The 19237-nt window shown below is 72.2% G+C and carries 16 protein-coding genes and 1 pseudogene; 7 read left to right on the top strand and 10 right to left on the bottom strand.

All coding sequences use genetic code 11. The annotated features are described in order from the left end of the window. Positions 1-75 precede the first annotated feature (75 nt). Together sbnA and sbnB are read right to left on the bottom strand one after the other, a co-directional pair. A complete protein-coding gene (sbnA, locus tag ACH4FX_RS29570; protein ID WP_398484045.1) occupies positions 76-1059 on the bottom strand; it encodes a 2,3-diaminopropionate biosynthesis protein SbnA in 984 nt (327 codons plus the stop codon). Positions 1060-1106: 47 nt separating this feature from the next. Then, on the bottom strand, positions 1107-2150 hold the full coding sequence (sbnB, locus tag ACH4FX_RS29565; RefSeq protein ID WP_398484043.1) for a 2,3-diaminopropionate biosynthesis protein SbnB: 1044 nt from the start codon (positions 2148-2150) through the stop codon (positions 1107-1109). A 263-nt stretch (positions 2151-2413) separates the two neighbouring features. On the opposite strand from sbnB, the pseudogene ACH4FX_RS29560 reads away from it, so the two are divergent. Further along, a pseudogene (locus ACH4FX_RS29560) lies at positions 2414-3052 on the top strand (LuxR C-terminal-related transcriptional regulator); the annotation flags it as partial. Positions 3053-3131: 79 nt separating this feature from the next. On the opposite strand, the gene ACH4FX_RS29555 reads toward ACH4FX_RS29560, so the two are convergent. From ACH4FX_RS29555 to ACH4FX_RS29530, 6 genes are read right to left on the bottom strand one after another with little or no spacing between them, the layout of a single operon-like run. Further along, a complete protein-coding gene (locus ACH4FX_RS29555) occupies positions 3132-3869 on the bottom strand; it encodes a 4'-phosphopantetheinyl transferase family protein (protein ID WP_398484041.1) in 738 nt (245 codons plus the stop codon). Further along, a complete protein-coding gene (locus ACH4FX_RS29550; RefSeq protein ID WP_398484039.1) occupies positions 3866-4711 on the bottom strand; it encodes a hypothetical protein in 846 nt (281 codons plus the stop codon). Before ACH4FX_RS29550 ends, ACH4FX_RS29555 begins: the two co-directional genes overlap by 4 nt. After that, a complete protein-coding gene (locus ACH4FX_RS29545; RefSeq protein ID WP_398484037.1) occupies positions 4708-4974 on the bottom strand; it encodes an acyl carrier protein in 267 nt (88 codons plus the stop codon). Before ACH4FX_RS29545 ends, ACH4FX_RS29550 begins: the two co-directional genes overlap by 4 nt. 27 nt (positions 4975-5001) lie before the next feature. Beyond that, the gene (locus tag ACH4FX_RS29540; RefSeq protein WP_398484035.1) at positions 5002-6294 is read right to left on the bottom strand and encodes a type III PLP-dependent enzyme; all 1293 of its coding nucleotides are present in this window, start codon (positions 6292-6294) and stop codon (positions 5002-5004) included. Then, positions 6284-7678 carry an ATP-grasp domain-containing protein gene (locus ACH4FX_RS29535; RefSeq protein ID WP_398484033.1) on the bottom strand — a complete coding sequence of 465 codons (1395 nt, stop codon included), beginning with the start codon at positions 7676-7678 and terminating at the stop codon, positions 6284-6286. The genes ACH4FX_RS29540 and ACH4FX_RS29535 overlap by 11 nt, the downstream gene beginning before the upstream one ends. Positions 7679-7704: 26 nt before the next feature. Further along, positions 7705-8598: a 3-oxoacyl-[acyl-carrier-protein] synthase III C-terminal domain-containing protein gene (locus tag ACH4FX_RS29530; protein WP_398484031.1), complete on the bottom strand. Its 894-nt coding sequence runs from the start codon at positions 8596-8598 to the stop codon at positions 7705-7707. A gap of 361 nt (positions 8599-8959) precedes the next feature. Between ACH4FX_RS29530 and ACH4FX_RS29525 the strand changes: the two genes are divergently transcribed. The 4 genes from ACH4FX_RS29525 (at position 8960) to ACH4FX_RS29510 (ending at position 15069) form a co-directional block, all read left to right on the top strand. Next, positions 8960-10429 (top strand): MMPL family transporter, encoded by a 1470-nt coding sequence (locus tag ACH4FX_RS29525; RefSeq protein ID WP_398484029.1) that lies wholly within the window; start codon positions 8960-8962, stop codon positions 10427-10429. A gap of 97 nt (positions 10430-10526) precedes the next feature. Beyond that, a complete protein-coding gene (locus ACH4FX_RS29520; RefSeq protein ID WP_398484027.1) occupies positions 10527-11831 on the top strand; it encodes a sensor histidine kinase in 1305 nt (434 codons plus the stop codon). A 224-nt stretch (positions 11832-12055) separates the two neighbouring features. Beyond that, positions 12056-12658 (top strand): GNAT family N-acetyltransferase, encoded by a 603-nt coding sequence (locus ACH4FX_RS29515; protein WP_398484025.1) that lies wholly within the window; start codon positions 12056-12058, stop codon positions 12656-12658. 185 nt (positions 12659-12843) lie between these two features. Beyond that, positions 12844-15069 carry an MFS transporter gene (locus ACH4FX_RS29510; protein ID WP_398484023.1) on the top strand — a complete coding sequence of 742 codons (2226 nt, stop codon included), beginning with the start codon at positions 12844-12846 and terminating at the stop codon, positions 15067-15069. Between the two features lie 14 nt (positions 15070-15083). Here ACH4FX_RS29510 and ACH4FX_RS29505 read toward each other — a convergent pair whose 3' ends face one another. Then, complete coding sequence (locus ACH4FX_RS29505) at positions 15084-15602, bottom strand: DUF6344 domain-containing protein (RefSeq protein ID WP_398484021.1); 519 nt, start codon at positions 15600-15602, stop codon at positions 15084-15086. Between the two features lie 379 nt (positions 15603-15981). On the opposite strand from ACH4FX_RS29505, the gene ACH4FX_RS29500 reads away from it, so the two are divergent. Beyond that, entirely contained in the window at positions 15982-17364 is a 1383-nt protein-coding gene (locus ACH4FX_RS29500; RefSeq protein ID WP_398484019.1) for an alkaline phosphatase, read from the top strand. Positions 17365-17469: 105 nt separating this feature from the next. On the opposite strand, the gene ACH4FX_RS29495 is transcribed toward ACH4FX_RS29500, so the two are convergent. Next, on the bottom strand, positions 17470-18459 hold the full coding sequence (locus ACH4FX_RS29495) for a PrsW family intramembrane metalloprotease (RefSeq protein ID WP_398484017.1): 990 nt from the start codon (positions 18457-18459) through the stop codon (positions 17470-17472). A 185-nt stretch (positions 18460-18644) separates the two neighbouring features. On the opposite strand from ACH4FX_RS29495, the gene ACH4FX_RS29490 reads away from it, so the two are divergent. After that, positions 18645-19100 (top strand): tellurite resistance TerB family protein, encoded by a 456-nt coding sequence (locus ACH4FX_RS29490; protein WP_398484015.1) that lies wholly within the window; start codon positions 18645-18647, stop codon positions 19098-19100. Positions 19101-19237: the final 137 nt, after the last annotated feature.

The raw sequence follows: 19237 nt of genomic DNA, 5'->3' as shown, positions 1-19237 counted from the left end.
CAGCAACCTCCTGGAGGACCTGCGGGTGGGAAGGGTTCGGTGCGGCGGGCGGGGCGGACCGTGCGGCCCGGGGCGTTACGCGGTGGCCGGGGACGCCTCGGACAGCTCGTCCGGGCTCAGGCCGTAGATGTCCTGGAGCCACTTCTCCTGGTAGACGGTGTCCAGGTAGTGGTCGCCGAGGTCGGGCGAGACGGCCACGCCGACGATGTCCCGCTCCGGCCGGTTCTCCGCGATCCAGCGCCGGGCCCCGCTGAGCACGGTGCCGGTGGAGCCGCCGAGGACGTAGCCGTGCCGGACCAGGTGGTGGCACATGCGGACGGTGTCGGTCTCGGGGACGTGCACCACCGCGTCCACGTACGACTCGTCGAGGATCTGCGGGCGGACGCTGGTCCCCAGGCCGGGGATCATGCGGGGCGCCGCCGGGGTGCCGAAGGTGACCGAGCCGACGCTGTCCACGGCGACGACGGTGACCGAGGGCTGGTTCTCGCGGAAGTAGCGGGCGCAGCCCATCAGGGTGCCGGTGGTGCCGGCGCCGATGAACAGCACGTCCAGGTCGGGGAACTGGGCGGCGATCTCGGGCCCGGTGGTGCGGTAGTGGCTCATCCAGTTGCCGAGGTTGGCGTACTGGTTCAGCCAGACGTAGTCGTCGCCGCTCGCGCACAGGTCCCGGACGTACCGGATGCGGGCGCCGAGCAGGCCGCCCTCCGGGTCGGGCTCGGTGATGATGCGGACCTGGGCGCCGAGGTTCTCCATGCGCTGGCGGTTGGCGAGGGTGCAGCGGCTGTCGGTGACGCACACGAAGCCGTAGCCCTTGCTCCTGGCCACCAGGCTCAGGGCGACGCCGAGGTTGCCCGACGAGGATTCGACCAGGGTCATACCGGGCCGCAGGGTGCCGGCCTGCTCACCGCGGGCGATCATCTCCACGGCGGCCTTGAGCTTGATGGATCCGGCGAAGTTGAAGCCTTCGCACTTGAGATAGAGATTCTCTCCGAGGACGTTGTTCAGGTCGACGAAGAGATCCGGCACGTTGAATTCGTGCGGGGCGGATATAACGGGCACGTCCGGTCCTCCCAACCGCAGGCGTGTGGTCCTGTCCGGGGCGGCGGCTACTTCTTTCCGTGCCGGGACAGTTCGTGGAAGAAGCCGTCGACCGCGTGCAGCCCGCCGTCCGCGGCGAGCTCGTCGTAGACGTGCTTGGCGACGGTCAGGTCCAGGACGCCGAGGCCGAACGGCGAGAAGACGACGGGGCGGTCCTGCGGGATCTTCACCATTCCCGTCATCACGTTGTGCAGGGTGCCGTTGATGAAATAGCGGTTGCCCACTTCCTGCTCGACGAGGTGCACGGAGGTGTTCGCCTTCATGACGTGCTCGACGTCGTCCACGAAGTTCGACGACGCCTTGATGACCTCCGGGCCCAGGTCGCGCAGCGAGACGTGCAGCACCACCGGGTTGTGCGCGAACCACGCCGGGCTGGTGACGTGCGGGGTGCCGGCGACGGTCGCGAAGACGACCAGATCGCTGCTGCGGATCAGGCTCTCGGCCGAGTCGTGGATCACCGTGCGCGCGGTGCTGCCGGCGTCGTCGAGGTGCTCCTCGAAGCCCGCGGCGTACTCGTTGCTGAGGTCGTGGATGCCGATCTCGTCGAATTCCCAGCCGGTGCCCGCGAGATAGGTGTGGATGTAGCGGGCGATCAGGCCGGTGCCGATGAACCCGACGCGCTTCGGGCGGCCCCGCTCGCGGGTGAGCCAGTCGGCGGCGAGCGCCGCGGAGGCCGCGGTGCGCACGGCACTGATGATGGAGCTTTCCATGCAGGCGAACGGATAACCGGTGTCCCGGTCGTTGAGGATGAGGACGGCCGAGGCGCGCGGCAGGCCCGAGGCGATGTTCTCCGGGAAACTGGAGATCCACTTGATGCCGTCGACACCCACCTCGCCGCCCACGGAGGCGGGCAGCGCGATGATGCGCGCCGACGGCCGGTCCTCGAACTTCAGGAAGTAGGACGGCGGATTGACGGTGTCGCCGACGCCGTGCACGCGGTAGGCGTAGTCGACCAGATCGACGATCTGCTTTTCCTGCCCGTGCAGAACTCGGGAGACCTGCTCGCCCGAGACGACGGAGAACGACGGTACCTCAGTGCCAGAGGAGGGCATGGAAACTCCACCATTGATCCGGGACTGACGTCCGCACCGCGGTGCGCGGGCGCGTCAGGGGGCATCGGTGCCGGGAAACCACACTTCCCGACGCCACTGACGTTTCGATGACCAGTCGATTACCGCTCCGGCCGGCCGTGCGGCGGCCGATTCCGTCATTCATCCGTCACTGGACCGTCAGGGAGGAGCGGTAGAGTCCGGTTCATTAGAGGCGCTGTGTGCGGTGGGCGGCGTCACCGACCGACTGCCGCGGGGAGGCCAGGATGCGCGTCGTCCTCGGAGAAGACCTCTTCCTCTTGAGGGAAGGCATGGAGCGCCTGCTGGCGGCCCATGGCTGCACCATCGTCGCGTCCGTCGACAACGCGCCGGAGCTGCTGCGCGCGCTCGTCGACGAACGCCCCGACGTGGCCATCGTGGACGTACGGTTGCCGCCCACCTTCACCGACGAGGGCATCCAGGTCGCCCTGGAGGCCCGTCGGCAGATCCCCGGACTGCCCGTCCTGGTGCTGTCGCAGTACGTGGAACAGCTCTACGCCCGCGAACTCCTCGCGGACGGAACGGGATCGGTCGGCTACCTGCTCAAGGACCGGGTGCTCAACAGCGGCCAGTTCATCGAGGCGGTGCGCCGTGTCGCGGACGGCGGTACGGCCATGGACCCCAAGGTCATCGAGAAGCTGCTGCACAACGGGTCGCGCCGGGAGCCGCTGGGCAATCTGACCCAGCGCGAGCTGGAGGTGCTGGGCCTGATGGCGGAGGGCAAGTCGAACGCCGGCATCGCCGAGTCGCTGTTCGTCACCGACAAGGCCATCGGGAAGCACATCAACAACATCTTCAGCAAGCTCCAGCTGCTGCCGTCCAAGGACGACAACCGCCGGGTACAGGCCGTGCTGACGTACCTGAACAACGACACGACCCGGGGCGGGGCGGCTTCCCGCCCGGCGCCGGGATCAGGCCCCAACAGCGTGTCCTCCGGCCGTTCCCCTAAGACTCCCCCGGGCATGGCGCCCGGTGCGTTCGCCACTGCCTGACCTCCAGGCGTACGGGCTCCGCCGCCGCATCCGCGGCCACGGCCAGCGCCGCCAGGTATCCGTCCGGCACCGGGACACCCGTCAGCGACCACTGCCCGGGTACGCGCCCTTCGGGGTCCCGTACGACCTCGCCGTCTCGCAGGTCCGGCCCCACCGGCAGCCGCAACCCGTGCACCATGCGCCCGCCCGCCGCCTTGACCCACGCTTCCTTGCGGGTCCACAGCGATGCGTAACGCGCCGCCGAATCAGCGGTGTCGGACGCCGCGCGTACGTACACGGCTTCTTCGGGCGGGAACCAGCGCGCGGCCTTGCGCGCCCGGTCGGCCGGACGCACCCGCTCCACGTCGATGCCGACCGCACGGCCCATGGCGACCGCCAGCAGCGCGAGACCGCCGGAGTGGGAGAGATTGAAACAGAGGCCGGGCTGGCCGAGGAGGGCCGGCTTGCCCCAGCGCCCGTAGGTGTAGCGCAGGTACTGGGGCGGCACGCCCAGATAGTCGCCGAGGACCATCCGGGTGGCGCCGTGTGCGATGCCGAAGCGCGCGCGGTCGTCGGGCAGGGCCCGCGCGCCGCGCTGCCGCTCCTCGGGCCCCAGCAGGGCGGTCAGAGCGGTGACGACCTGCGGCGGCGCGGACAGCGGTATCCGCCAGACGTGCACCGTGCCGTCCGGCGGACACCCCGCTCCGGTCACGCGCGCGTGGAGCCGAAATCGACGACGCAGAAGGACAGTTCCCCGGCCTTGGCCTCGCCCGTGCCCTGCGGCACGAAGTCGGCGAGGACCACCGGACGCCGCTGCCCGGCGAAGTGCGGCAGCCGGTCGGCCAGCAGCCCCCAGACGCCGCTGCACGGGAACTCGGCGGACGCGGGCTCCACCGCCACGCCGGACGGCACCGTGACCCGCTCCGGGTCGAGGCCGCCGCCCAGGAGGAGCGCCGAGAGTCCGCCGGGCAGCGCCTCGCGCAGCAGCGCGTGCGCGTCCTCGGGCGTCAGCCCCCCGTACTGCCGGACGCCGGCCGGCGCCCCCGGCCCCTCGGCGGACAGCAGCAGCGCCGCCGCGCCGTCCCGCGCGTCCGTGCCCTGCCGGGGCGGGCCGGGGTTCGCGGGCACCGTCGTCTGGTCGACGACCGTGATCAGCGCCTGCTTCGTCCGGCCTTCGGTGGCGTACTGCCCGGCCAGCCGCAGGGCCGTGTACGGGGCCGCGTCGCCCTGGTCGCTCAGGGTGAACGCCACCGGGGTGCCCGGCAGCGCATCGGTCAGATACGAGACCGCCGACTGCCGGGGGTCGAAGTCCGGCACGGCCGAGGCGACCACGACCAGGTCGACGGGGTCCGTCAGCGGCGGCAGCGCGTCGAGCAGCACGCGCGCCATGTCGGTGAACGTGTTGCGGTTGGCGTGCTCGAAGCGCTCCTGGTCGAAGGCGGTGCCGTACAGCTCCGCCATGTCGGAGTAGATCCGGACCAGGAACGGGTCGGCGGGGGCGGGCGGCCGGCCGGTGAAGGCGCGGTGCACCGCCCCCGAAAGGCGCAGCGTCACCGCGCGGCGGCCACGTAGTCGGCCAGCGTCCGGACGGTGGCGAAGTGGCTCATCTCCAGCTCCTCGGTGTCGAACTCGACGTCGAAGACCTCTTCCAGGCGCATCAGCAGGTCCAGGACGCCGGTGGAGTCCAGGCCGTAGTCGTCGAAGAGCTTGGCGTCGGGGCCGAGGTCCGGCAGCTCGCGCTCCAGCACGTCACCGAGCGCCTCGCGGACGGCGGTGATCGTCTGGTCCTGCGCGGTGCTCTCAGCGGTCTGCGGCATGTCGGGATCTCCTTGGGTGTCGGTAGGTCAGTGGGCGGCGTCGGCGGCGGGCGCGTCGTCCGTGTACAGGCGCTGGCGCCGCAGCAGGTCCTCGGGCTGCTCGCGCTCGCCGATCAGGTGGTCCCGGCCGCCGGTCACCAGTACCTCGGCCGGGTAGCCGTGGCTGAGGAAGTGCACCGGCGAGGCGGTCGGCCCGTACGCGCCGGAGCGCAGCACGCCGATTAGGTCGCCCGGCCGCAGCGGCGGCAGCTGCACCTTCTTGCCGAGGGTGTCGTTGGGCGTGCACAGCGGCCCGGTGACGTGCCAGCTCTCGGTCTCGTCACCGTCCGTGCGGTTGAGCAGCCGGATCGGGAAGTTCCGCTTGACGAAGGAGCCGATGCCGACGGCCGCCATGTGGTGGTTGGTGCCGCCGTCGACCACCGCGAAGTTCTCGTCCATCGAGGTCTTCACGTAGCGCACCCGCGAGACGTAGGTGCCGTACGGGGCGGTCAGGTAGCGGCCCAGCTCGTTGATCAGCCGGGTGCCGGGGTGCCGGGCGGCGAACTCCTCGATCACCGGGTTGAGCAGCGCGGTCAAGCGCTCCTGGTCGAGGTCCTGCTCCCCGTCGAAGTACGCGACGCCGAAGCCGCCGCCGAAGTCGACCAGGTCGAGAGCGAATCCGAGCTTCTCCGACAGCCGCTCGGCGAGGTCGAAGATGCGGCCGGTGTTCTCGGCCACCACCTCCTCGCTGAGGATGCGGGTGCCCATGTAGACCTGCACGCCCATCAGCCGGACGTTGGCGTGCCGTCCGGCCAGGTCGGACTGGTCGAACAGGACCGTCTCGTCGATGCCGAACTGGCGCGGCTTGCCGCCCATGGTCAGCCCGGAGCCCTTGACCGCGAAGCTGGGGTTGACGCGCAGCGCCACCGGGGCGGTCACCCCGCGCTCCCGGGCCAGCTCGTCGATGATCTCCAGTTCGCCCAGCGACTCGCAGACGATCGCGTAGATGCCCTCGTCCAGGCAGGCGGCCAGCTCGGCGCGGCTCTTGCCGGGGCCCAGGAAGATGATGTCGCGCGGTGCGATGCCCGCCCGGCGGGCGGTGACCAGCTCGGTCATCGAGGAGATCTCGGCGCGGGCGCCCTGCGCGCCGAGCAGGGCGCACAGGGAGACGTTCGGGTTCGCCTTGAGGGAGAAGAAGATCTCCGCGCGCGGGTGCAGGCGCTCGCGCAGGCTGCGGAAGTTCGCGGCCAGCGCGTCCCCGTCGTACACGTACATCGGTGTGCCGTGGCGCTCGGCCAGCTCGGTGATGCCGATGCCCTGGATCTCGAACTCAGCCGACATGGACGGCTCCTTCCGTCACCGCGGCCAGCCGGGCGGTGATCTCGGTGTCGATCGCGGTGACCTGCTCCGCGGTGTCGCCCACGACCAGCCCGTACAGCCGGCCGTCGGCGGTGGCGCCGGGCTCGGCGAGGGTGCTGACGGCGGCGTTGACGGTGGCGTAGTTGTTCACCAGCAGCCCGGCGCCGTCGGGGCGCTCCAGCAGCAGGCCGCCGAGCGTGCGGTGCAGCTCCTCGAAGGGCAGCGGCGCGGCCAGCCTGAGCGGGTAGTGCCGGGCGAGCGCGATGCGGCCCGTGCCGACGAAGGCTTCCTGGAGGCGCACCTGGTACGTGGACATGTTGTTGCGGGCGTTGATCTCGATGACCGGGAAGACCGAGCCGTCCGGCAGCAGCAGGGCGTCCATGCCCGCGACGCCGAAGTAGCCGTCGGCGGCCAGGCGCGCGCCGATGCGCAGGCCGGCGTCGGTGATCGCGTCGAGCTGCGCCGCGGTGAGCCGGGCGGGCATCCGGTGACCCTTGTGCGTACCGTTCTCGGTGATCGCTTCCTTGACGAAGTCGAACCGCACCGAGCCGTCCCGGCCCACGGTCACCTGGTAGTTCAGGTCGGTCTGCTTGGTCACCCACTCTTCGAGGACCAGCCCGGCCCGGTCGCTGCCGGCCGTCTCGGCGCGGGCGAGCACCATGCGGTGCACCCGGTCGAGCCGCCGCTCGCTCTCGATGACCATGATGCCCTTGCCGGAGACGCCGTAGGCGTCCTTGAGGACCAGCTTGCGGCCCTCGGCCAGCAGGTGACGGGCCTCATCGACAGCGCGCGTCAGTTCGACGACGGTGTCGCACGCCCAGCCCCGCGCCTGGCGGATGCCCAGCTCGTCGGCGACCCGGCGGCTGTAGATCTTGCTGTTGACGGCCTTGCACACAGCGGCCGTCGGGTGGGCGAGCGGCAGCCCGGTCCGCTCCGCCAGCTCTTCCTCGACCCCGGAGACACCGTGTGCGTACAGCATCGGCCCGTCACCGGCCTGCGCGAGCGCGGCCTGGAGCGCCGGATCGGCCAGCGCGTCCTGGGAGACCGTACGCGCCGGGTCGGACTCGGCGACGACGTGCACGGTGGGCAGCGCGAGGCCCAGGCCGCGCAGGTACGCCAGGTAACCGGCGTCCGGCCGCGCCTTGAGCACGACGTGGTCGCCCGCGCCCGCCAGCAGCATGGCGAACTCGTCCATCGAGTTCACCACGGCACCGCCGCCGGTGAACCCCATGCGCGGCAGGCCGGGTTCGCCGACCGCCCACTGTTCCTCGACCTCGAAATTGCCGAGGAAGACGAACGGTACCTGCTCGCTCCCGGCCACGGCCGCCTTCAGACGGGCGTTGAAGCCCGGCAGCAACGATTCCATGATGTCCCCTCGCCCGGTGTGGCCGGTCAGTGCTCGACGACCGTCGCCGCGTACGTCGCGCCCAGTCCGACGGCGGTCAGCAGATACCGCGCGCCGGGGCGCAGCCGGCCGAGCTGTCCGGCCGTTCCGTAGTTGATGAAAGGGTCCGCGCTGAAGCAGTGGCCGGTCACCGGGATGTTGTCCAGAAAAATGCGTTCCAAAGGAAGGCCGAATCGGTCGGCGATCGCTTTCCAGGAAATGGTGTTGACGCTGTGCGGAATGATCAGGTCGAGGTCGTCGAACGACACCCCGGCATTCGTGCAGGCGGCCAGCATGACGTCGGCGAGCGCGTCCGGGTAGAGCTTGTTGAACTCCGCGGACGAGGCTTCGCCGGTAATGGCTTCGGCGTGGAACTGCCCGTAGGTCCGCACGGCCCGGCCGAGCACCCGGTCGCCGTCCGCCGCGCCGCCCTGGCGCACCAGCACGGCCGCCGCGGCCTCCCCGCCGACATTGCTGCGCGGTACGCACCGGGCGACCGGCGTGAAGGTCTTCTCGCCGGTCAGGACCAGCGCGAGCGCGTCCGGGTCACCGTCCGCCGCCAGCAGCCGGCCGCACACGTCCACCGCCTGGAGGCCGCTGGCGCAGGCCTGCCCGGCCACCGAGAAGACGGTGGCGTTCGTCAGGCCCAGCTCCTTGCCGATGTACCGCAGGGCGTTGGTAGGATCCGGCCTGCTGCTGACGAAGGTACGGGCCTGGACGACATACCGGACCCGCTCCTCCTGGCCGCGCAGCCCGTCGAGCTTGGCCGCCGCGGCGAGCAGCAGCTCCGCCTCGGTGCGCTCCGGGTCCCGGCACACCGATGCCAGCCCGTAAAAGCGCTGGAAGCGGCGGACCATTCCCGCGTCGAGCGGGGATTCCTCCCGGAGTTCGGAAATCGGCACGCTCGGGGGGAGGTACGTTGAAACAGCGGCGAATGATGTCATCCGGCCGCTCCGGAAACTCTCGGCACGCGCGCGCTCCCCGTCTGTCTGTCATTTCCAGCGATGCGCTTTCCGGGCCAGTCTGGCCAATTCTGCTGACAGTCCAGTGACCGGTCGATGACGGACCACCGTACGCGGGCGCGTACCGCCGGAAACGGGGAAGTCCGGTAGTGCTAGCACTACTTGTCGAGGCGTCCTAGTACCTGTGTGCGCGCCGAGCCGCACCCCTGAGCATGGACAGAGCCTCACCCGGCCCGTCCCTGCGGCCCCGGGAGGGGACCCGGGACCCGGGTGAGGACTATGGAGAGGTGGACCGGTGGGTGTGACGGGCCTGAAGGTGGCCGTGGGCAGGCTGGCGGGCTGGAGCGCGGGGCACCCGTGGCCCGCGCTCGCCCTGTGGCTGGCCGTCGTCGCGGTGTCCGTGACCGGCGGCTCCGTGGCCCTGCGCACCCCGGTCGGCGACCTGTTCGACGACGGTTCGGCGGGCCGCCGCACGCTCGGGTACGCCCTGGCCGGCTGCGCCGCGGTCCTGCTGCTGCTCGTCGCGCTGCTCGCGGCGGTCATCCCGGCGGTGGTGGCGCTGCTGGTCAGTGCGGGCTCGGTGGCCGTGGCCGCCGGCTGGTGGGGGGTGGTGGCCCGGCTGTTCCCCGGGCGAGGTCCGTCCGCATCCGTCTTCGCGCTGGTCGCCGTGCTCGGCACCGCGCTCGGCCTGACGTACTCCCTGCTGTATCTGTGGTTCGAGCGGCGGGCCCGGCGGCACGGCACGCGGCGCCCGCACGTGGCCCGTACGGCGGCCGACGCCGCCCGGACCGTCCTGCTCTCCAGCCTGGTGACGGCCGCGGTGGTCTGCGGGCTCTTCGTCTCCGGCGACGCGATGCTGTCGGCGGTGGCGATCGGGGTGCTCCTGACGGTCGCCGCGGTGATGCTGGCCGCGCTGACCGTGCTGCCCGCGGTGACCGCCCGCTTCGGGCGGCGGCTGGGCTGGCCGCGGCTGCCGGTGCTGTGGCGGCTGACCTACCGGCTCGGACCGCCCCGCCTGTGGCCGCTGCTGCTGCGGCCCAGCACCCGCCGCCCCGGCTGGACGTTCACGGTCTCGGTGGTGCTGCTCGCCGCGCTGGCCCTGCCGTTGGCGTGGTGGCGCCCGGAACTCCCCGGCCACCCGGCCGCCCTGCTGCACACCGCCGAGGCCGCGCAGGCGCACGGCATCTCCGCGGCGACCATCGTCGCGGTGATCGTGTCCACCGTCCTGCTGGCGTTCGCCGCGCTGACCGCGGTGTTCCGCTCCGCGCCCGCCGCCGTCGCGGTGACCGTGCCCGCCACCCTGGCCGCCGCGGCGGCGTGCGGGACGGCGACGCTCGTGCTGCGCGCCTGGAAGCCCGGACAGGCCCCCGGCTCCTGGGGGCACAGCACCCCGGCGGCCTGGGCGCCGCTGCTCAGCTTCGTTCTGGCGCTGGCCGTCTCGGTGCTGCTGCTGCGCCTGGCCGTGCTGCGCCTCGTGGAGCTGCGGACCGCCGGTCTGCGGCCCCGGGAGGCCACCGCCCGCGCCCTCACCTCCACATCGGACGGCACCACCGTCACCGCCGTCATCATGTGCACCGTCTTCCTGCTCGCCGAGCGCACCGGCTCGGTCGAAGTGGGGCGGCTGGCCGTGGTCCTGGCCGCGTCCGTCGTGCTCAGCGCCACGGTCGTACGGGCGTTGACGCTGCCCGCGCTGTCCGTCCTGCTGTCCGGAACCCGTTGGTGGGACCGCGGCACCGCCCGGCAGACGGGGCATTCCTTTCCCCAGAAGTAGGCCTAGCACCACTGATTACCGGGCCCGCGCGCCGGAGGATGGATACGCACGACGCCGGGAACGCCCTGCACGCAGCACAGACACGGAGACGAATGAGATGACCGAAGGTTCACACAGCGACGTTCAGCCCGCGCGTCAGGGACGCAACTGGTTCACCGCCGGGTGGATAGCCATGGGCCGCGGGCTGACCATGTTCTTCCTCGGTCTGCTGGCCGTCTTCCTCGCCTGGTTCGCGATCGTCGGGATGTCCCTGACGCTCCTCGGCTTCGGGCTCTTCCTCGTACCCGGTCTGGTCGCGGCGCTGCGCTGGTCCGCGAGCACGCAGCGGCGGCTGACCGCGAACACCGGGGTGCCGGTCGCCGAGCCGTACGGGCCCGCGCCGCGCACCGAGGGCGGCTGGAAGGGCGCCTGGCGCAAGTGCGAGGCGATCTTCACGGACAGCGCGACGTGGCGCGACATGCTCTGGGCCCAGTGCGCGGTCACGATCACCGGCCTGTTCGCCATCGTCCCGTTCGCGATGCTCGTCCACGGCCTGTTCGGCATGCTGCTGCCGCTGATCTGGGAACCGGTCATCGAGGCGTGGGACGGCACCTGGTACATGTTCGTGCCGGTCCGCAGCCAGGACGCCGCCTGGATCGCGGGCGGCCTCGGTCTGGTCGAGATCCCGGTCGGCCTGCTGATCGCCCCGTACGTGCTGCGCCTGCACGCCCGCATCACCCACTCCCTGCTGGCGCCCACCGCCAAGGCCCGGATGGGGCGGCGGGTCGAGCACCTGTCCCGCACCCGTACCGACGTGGTCGACTCCTCCGCCGCCGAGATCCGCCGCATCGAGCGCGACCTGCACGACGGCGCGCAGGCCCGGCTCCTGGCCATGGGCATGAAGCTGGGCGCCGCCGAATCGCTCCTGGACGAGAACCCGGAGGCCGTCCGCGCCCTGCTCGCCGAGACCCGGGACGCTTCCGTCCGCGCCCTGGAGGAACTGCGCGACCTGGTGCGCGGCATCCACCCGCCGGTGCTCGCCGACCGCGGCCTGGTGGACGCCGTCCGCTCGCTCGCGCTGGAGAGCCGCCTCCAGGTCCAGGTGACCGCGAACCTGCCGGCCCGGCCGGAGCCGGCCGTGGAGTCCGCCGCCTACTTCGCCGTGTGCGAGCTGCTGGCCAACGCGACCAAGCACTCCGGGGCGCGCCGGGTGCTGATCGACATCCAGTACCGCGCCAACGCGCTGACGATGAGCGTCACCGACGACGGCAACGGCGGCGCGGGCCTGGAGTCCGGCACCGGCCTCCAGGGCGTGCAGCGGCGGCTGGCCGCGTTCGACGGCACCCTCGGCATCAGCAGCCCGGTCGGCGGCCCCACCACCGTCAGCCTCCAGATCCCTTGCGCGCTGACGGTCATGCCCTGACCCCTCCCCTCCCCCCACGCCGGGCCCAGGTCGCACGCCGACCTGGGCCCGTTGGCCTGAATGCACGGCCCGCGACGCGCGGCCACTGGCGTCCGATCATCAAGAGCTTGCAAAGTCGCCATGACGTGCCAGGGCGCTGGCTCCCCGCGGGTCTCGCCCACGCCGTCACCGTTACGGCGCTCAAGGAGCGGCCGGCCACCGACCGAACGGAACCGATGCCCCGCATGACCACGCACACCCCCGTAGTCCGCCCCGCCACCCGTGCGGACCTGCCCCGGGCCCTGCGCACCCTCCAGCGCGCCTTCGCCGACTACCCCTTCACCCGCCACACCATCGCGGCCGACGACCACCTCGGGCGGCTGCACCGCTTCAACGAACTGTTCGTCACCCGCATCGGCCTGGACCACGGCCGGGTCTGGGTGGCCGACGACGGCGACGCGGTGGCCGTGTGGACCACGCCGGAGACCGATGACGCGGGCGCGGTGTTCGCCGAGATCGGCCCGCTGTTCGCGGAGGTCGCCGGGGACCGTGCCGAGACCGCCGCGCAGGCCGAGGCCGCCATGGCCCCGCACCGGCCCACCGAACCGGTGTGGTTCCTCGGCTCGGTCGGTGTGGACCCGGACCGGCAGGGCCGCGGCCTGGGCCGCGCGGTGATCCGTCCCGGGCTGGCGGCCGCCGACGCGGCGGGCGTACCCGCCTTCCTGGAGACGGCCGACGAGCGCAACGTGCGCTTCTACGAGCACCTCGGCTTCGAGGTGACGGCCGATCTCGTCCTGCCCGGCGGCGGCCCCCGCGCCTGGGCCATGACCCGCAAGCCGCGGATCTGAGCTGATAGTTCGGCAGTAGCGGCCGGATCCGGCCATTCCGGGGCCCGGGCCGGGCCCGCAGCCGAGTACTACGACGCGTCCACCTCCCTCCGGCCCGAGTGCCGCCCCACCGGAGCCCGTTGGAATGCCCACGCCCAGAAATGCGTTCAAGGGGCATCCACTTGCACCGACCGGAGGCCGCACGTATGCCGCAGATGACGGACCAGCGCGCCGGGGACCCGGCGCACGCCGCCGCGCATCCCCTGCCCGAGCCCACCGCACCGCCCCTCGACACCGCGCGGGGAACCCGGCGGACCGGCAGCGGAGCGGTCGTCCCCGTCCTCGCCTTCACCGGCATCGTCGTCGCCGTCATGCAGACGATGCTGGTCCCCGTCATCAAGGACCTGCCGGCCCTGCTGGCCACCGCCCCCGGCAACGCCACCTGGGTCATGACCGCCACCCTGCTCACCGGCGCCGTGGCCACCCCCATCATGGGCCGCCTCGGCGATCTCCACGGCAAGCGCCGGATGCTGCTGACCAGCCTCGCCTTCATGGTCGCCGGCTCGCTGATCTGCGGCTTCACTGTTGACATGGTCACGATGCTGGTGGGCCGGGCGCTCCAGGGCTTCGCCATGGGCGCCATCCCGCTCGGCATCGGCATCATGCGCGACCAGCTGCCGCGCGAACGCCTCGGCTCCGCCATGGCTTTGATGAGCTCCTCCATCGGCGTCGGCGGCGGCCTCGCGCTGCCCGCCGCGTCCCTGGTCGCCCAGCAGACCGACTGGCACGCGCTGTTCTTCGGCGCCGCGGGCCTGGGCGTCCTGGCCATGGTGCTCAGCGTCGTCTGCGTCCCCGAGTCCGCCGTACGGGCCACCGGCCGGTTCGACGCGCTCGGTGCCATCGGGCTGACCGGCGGTCTGGTCTGCCTGCTGCTGCCGATCACCAAGGGCAGCGACTGGGGCTGGGGTTCACCCACCACCCTCGGCCTGTTCGGCGGCGCGCTCGCCCTGCTGGTCCTGTGGGGCGTCTACGAACTGCGCGTCGCCGCACCGCTGGTGGACCTGCGCACCACCGCGCGCCGCGAGGTACTGCTCACCAATCTCACGTCCATCATGGTCGGCGTCGCCTTCTACGCGATCTCGCTCGTCCTGCCGCAGCTCCTCCAGCTCCCGGCGTCCACCGGCTACGGGCTGGGCCAGTCGATGGTGGTCGCGGGCCTGTGCGTGGCTCCGCTCGGCCTGACGATGATGCTCACCGCCCCGGTGTACGCGCGGATCTCCGCCCGCCGCGGCCCCAAGACCACCCTGATACTCGGCATGCTGGTCATCGCCGTCGGCTACGGCGCGGGCCTGGGCCTGATGAGCGCCGCCTGGCAGACCGTGATCATCTCGGTCGTGGTCGGCGCGGGCATCGGCCTGGCGTACTCCTCGCTGCCCGCGCTGATCATCGGCGCCGTCGATCCGTCGGAGACCAGCGCCGCCAACGGCCTGAACACCCTCATGCGCTCGATCGGCACCTCGGTGTCGAGCGCGGTCATCGGCATGGTGCTGGCGCACATGTCCGCCCCGGCGGGCGCGGTGACGGTGCCGACCATGGCCGGCTTCCGCACCTCGTTCGCCATCGCCACCGGCGCGGTCGCCATCGGCCTGGTGTTCGCCGCGTTCCTCCCGTCCCCGCGCACGGCGGCCGGGCCGCGTCTGCTGGCCCGCGGCGAAACGGAGACCGGTGCCTTCGAACTGGTCGCCCAGGACGACGAAACCCGCACCCGGGAAACCGGGGCGCACGCCGCCCACGACCCCCTACCGAACGCCACCGCCCATGGGGCGGGCACCACCGGCGCCACCACGCCGCTGCCCGCCACCCCGCATGTGCCCGCCCCGGCCGGCCCGTCACGTCCCCGCCACTGCCGCGGCACCCTCCTCGGCGGCACCGACGGCACTCCGCTCGACGGCGGACGCGTCGTGCTCACCGACGCGGACGGCGAGGTCGTGGCCACCACGACCGCCGACGCACACGGCGACTGGGAGCTGTCCGGTCTCCCGCCGGGCGAACTGACCCTGATCCTGAGCGCCGCCGGCCACCGGCCACACGCACGCTCCCTCGCGGACACCGGCACATCCGTACGCCAGGATGTCCGGCTCGACCCGGCGGCCGTCCTCCGCGGCACCGTACGGGACCCGCACGGCCGCCCGCTGCCGGACGCCGTCGTCACGCTCCGAGAACCGGACGGCTCATCCGCCGTACGCACCGTGACCGGTCCGGACGGCACCTTCGCCTTCACCGGTCTCACGGGCGGTGCCCGCACCCTGACGGCCGCCGGCTACCCGCCGCACGCCGACCGGGTCACGCTCGCCACCGGTGACCGGGAACGCCGCCTCGACTTCCACCTCACCCACGAGGCCGCCACGAGGCCGCGGCCGCAGTCCGGTTGATGCCGGTCCGGCTTTCAGGCGGGGCAGAGCACGCGCTCGGGCCGGCGGGCGGCGGGCACCGCGCCGCGGGCCGACGGCAGCGCCGCGGCCCGGACCGGCGGCGCGCCCACCGGCGCACCCACCGGCCCGGCGTACGGGGCGTCGAAGGCGTCGGCGAGCACACTGCGCGAGCTCGGCGCCGCACCGTGCGCCTCGGCGCGGATGCGTTGCTTCATCGTCGGCGGCAAGGTACGTCCGTACAGCATCCGCGGCCCGGCGTACACCGGCCGTGCGTACGGGTACCCGAAGTCCTCGTACGCGTCGGGGACTTCCTCGGGGACTTCCTCCCGCACGTGCCGTTCCTGCCGTACGTGCGGGACGTCCACCCCCTCGTCCCACGCCCACGCCTCGGCCGTCCTGTCCCCGTCCCCGCCCACGGCGGGGGCCGGGGCGGCGGTGGCGGCGGCGGGAGTGCGGAATCCCAGTGCGGCAAGCATCCTGACGATGACGACGACGAAAGCGGCCCAGAGTCTCGTGACCTTGGTGGCGGCCATGATCCCTCTCTTCTCTGCTCGGTCCTGCGGTCATTCCCCGGCCCTCGGGACGGCTCCGCGGTGACGCGGTGGCACAGCGCCGCGGAGACGCTTGTCCCGATGACCGATTTGCGTACTTTCCTCATGATGTGTAGACGCCCCTCGAACACGAGCACCCCCGCCCGCGATTCGCCGTTCTTCGGATGAACACCACCCGGTCGGTCGAACGGAGCGCCGGATCTTCCGCCGCCGCTCCCGGCCCGGCGGCGCCCCGCCCCGCCGACCACCCCCGTTGACGTGGCGGCGGCCAGGACGCCGTGTGCCGGTCATGTGCGGTTCACCGGGGGCTGGTGGGCTTCGCTGCGTCGGCAACCGGCCGACGTGCGAAGAGGAGTACTTCATGCGAAGACTGCGCCTGTCCCGCCGCAGCGTCATCACCGGTGCCGCCGTGGCGCTCGCCACCGCGGCGGCCGTGCCCGCGGGGGCCGCGGCTTTCGGGTCCGAGCACCAGGTGGAGCGGGCGGTCCGGGGCGGGGCGGCGAAGAACGTCATCCTGCTGATCGGTGACGGGATGGGGGACAGCGAGATCACCCTCGCCCGGGACTACACCGTGGGGGCCGCCGGGCGGCTGAACATGGACGGGTTCCCGATGACCGGCACGTACACGACGTACGCCGTGGACGAGCACGGGAAGCCGGACTACGTCACGGACTCCGCGGCCAGCGGCAGCGGCTGGGCCACCGGGCACAAGACCGTCAACGGCCGGATCTCCAAGACGCCGGACAGCGACAAGGCGCTGCCGACCATCCTGGAGCTGGCGCAGAAGAACGGTTACGCCACCGGTTCCGTCACCACCGCCGAGCTGACCGACGCCACCCCGGCCGTGCTCGCCGCGCACGCCACCGACCGCAGCTGCCAGGGTCCGGCCGACATGGCCAAGTGCCCCACCGACAAGATCAGCAAGGGCGGGCCCGGCTCGATCGCCGAGCAGAGCGTGAACCACAAGGTGGACGTGCTCCTCGGCGGCGGCAGGCAGCGCTTCGACCAGAAGATCACCGAGGGGCCCTACAAGGGCCTGACGGTGGCCGAGCAGGCCCGCAAGCTGGGCTACCAGATCGTCACGGACCGGGACGGCCTCCGGCGCGTCCAGAGCGTCGCGGGCGGCAAGCCGGTGCTCGGGCTGTTGGCGCCGGGCAACGTGCCCGTGGAGTGGACCGGCAAGCCCGCCGCCGTCGGCGGCACCGGCCCGCAGCGCTGCACCACCAGCAACCCGCAGCGTTCCAAGGGCACACCCGCCCTGGACGAGCAGGCCGCCAAGGCCATCCAGCTGCTGGAGAAGAAGCAGCGGGCGCAGCGCGGCCACGGCCGGGACAAGGGCTTCTTCCTCCAGGTCGAGGGCGCCTCGATCGACAAGCAGGACCACGCGGCCGACCCCTGCGGGCAGATCGGCGAGACCGCGGCCTTCGACCGCGCCGTCAAGGTGGCCCGGGACTACGCCGCCAAGCACCCCGACACGCTCGTCGTCACCACCGCCGACCACGGCCACTCCAGCCAGATCGTGCCGCTGGACGCCAACCCGCCCGGTCTGTCCTCGACGCTCGTCACCGACGAGGGCGGCAAGCTGAAGGTCAACTACTCGACCAACACGCCGGGCAAGTCACAGGAGCACACCGGTACGCAGGTGCGGATCGCCGCGCAGGGCCCGCAGGCGTACCGCGTGCTCGGCGTCACCGACCAGACGCAGCTGTTCACCACCCTCCGCACCGCGCTGCGGCTGCGCTGAGCCCGGGACGGGCATGACCACCTGAACACCCGAGGGGGGCTTCGGGGTACGGGGGAAACGGAGGGCCGGGGCGGGTGCCCCGGCCCTCCGCCGTCGTACGGCGCGTCAGCCGCCGCCCCTGGCGCCCCGGTCCGGCCCGTTCCGTCCGCTCCGCGCCAGGGAGACCAGCCAGGCCACGGCGATCAGCGAGACGACGACGAGCCCACCGTCGGCGAACAGGGTGAACAGATGCTTCTGGCCGCTGCTCGGGCGCGGGAGGTAGCCCTGGGCGAAGAGCGTGCGGTCCAGGCCGGACGAGGTGAGCCGGGCGACCAGCCAGAGCGCGATGCCGTGCATGGAGTCCCACAGGGCGTGCAGCAGCGAGACACCGAGGTACGTGCCGAGCACCGGCCCGGCGAGGCGGAACCGCCCGTCCGGCGCACGGAAGCGCAGCAGTACGCCGCCCGCGATGGCCGTCCACAGGCCGTGCCCGAACGGCGCCAGCAGGCCGCGCAGGATCTCCGTCTCCAGCAGCGCCCGCAGGTTGAGGCCCTGCATCGTGACGACGGCGTTGAAGGCGTACCCGGCGCTCTCGAAGGCCGCGAAGCCGAAGCCGACCGCGGCGCCCAGCACCATGCCCGCCCGCAGACCCCGCAGGCGCGGCCACCGGCGGACCACGAACACCAGCGCGAGCAGCTTGACCGCTTCCTCGATCAGCCCGACGCCGACGAACATCCACAGCGACGGGTGCAGCAGGTAGTACTCCATCACCGAGGCACCCAGCACGCCCAGGATGCCGCCGACGAAGAAGCAGCTGAGCAGGACGTGGGCACCCAGGGCACGGCCGTGCTTCTCGTACGCCCACAGGACGAAGGCGGCCGGGACCAGGAAGCTGCCCAGGAGGATGAGGGTCGGCAGCAGCGTGGTGTTGCGGGTCGCGTACGTGACGACGGCGGTGAGCACCCACAGCAGCAGGCCGCCGCCCAGACACCGTTTCCAGAGGCCGGGACGTGCCGGCCCGTCCGGGGCCCCGGACGGGCCGCCGGATGCGGCAGGCGGAGGACCAGGCGCGCCGGACGGCGGGCCGGGCGCGGCGGGCGGGGAGACGGAACCCATGGAACCCCCTTCATCGAGCCCGTTTTGCCCCACATTACGATCACTTGATCGGGGCGCGCAGCTCGAACGGCCGGGCCCCACCCCCACCCCGCCGCGCCAGAATCTACAAGCCTGTAGATTTTGCTTGCGCATTACTCGAATCGCAGCGATGCGCGGCACCACGCGGGAACGACAAGGAGATCCACATGGCTCTGTGGGACCGGATCAAGGATTCCGCCCAGACGATGCAGACCCAGCTCGTCGCGAAGAAGAACGAACTGAAGAGCGGCGCCTTCCGGGACGCGAGCATGGCGATGTGCGCGCTCGTCGCCGCCGCCGACGGGCACGTCGACCCCTCCGAGCGGCAGCGGGTGGCCCAGCTCATCGCCACCAACGAGGTGCTGCAGAACTTCTCCGCGGACGACCTGCGCCGCCGCTTCGACGACTACCTCGACAAGCTGACCGCCGACTTCGACTTCGGGAAGGTCGGCCTCATGCAGGAGATCGGCAAGGTCAAGAAGAAGCCGGTCGAGGCGCGCGCCGTCATCCAGATCGGCATCGTCATCGGCGGCGCCGACGGCGACTTCGACAAGACCGAGCAGGCCGTGGTGCGCGAGGTCTGCTACGCGCTGGACATCCCGCCGGCCGAGTTCGACCTCTGAGCCGGTCCGGCACCCGCGCCCACACCAGGCGCACGGCACACGGCGGCGGGGGCGCGGCCCCCCCCCCCCCCCCCCCCCCCCCCCCCCCCCCCCCCCCCCCCCCCCCCCCCCCCCCCCCCGGGCAAACCCAAAAAAGG

The sequence above is a fragment of the Streptomyces sp. NPDC018019 genome, assembly GCF_044327805.1.
Taxonomy (GTDB): domain Bacteria; phylum Actinomycetota; class Actinomycetes; order Streptomycetales; family Streptomycetaceae; genus Streptomyces.
The sequence above is the reverse complement of the archived record's forward strand: the minus strand, read 5'-3'. Positions and strand labels throughout refer to the sequence as shown.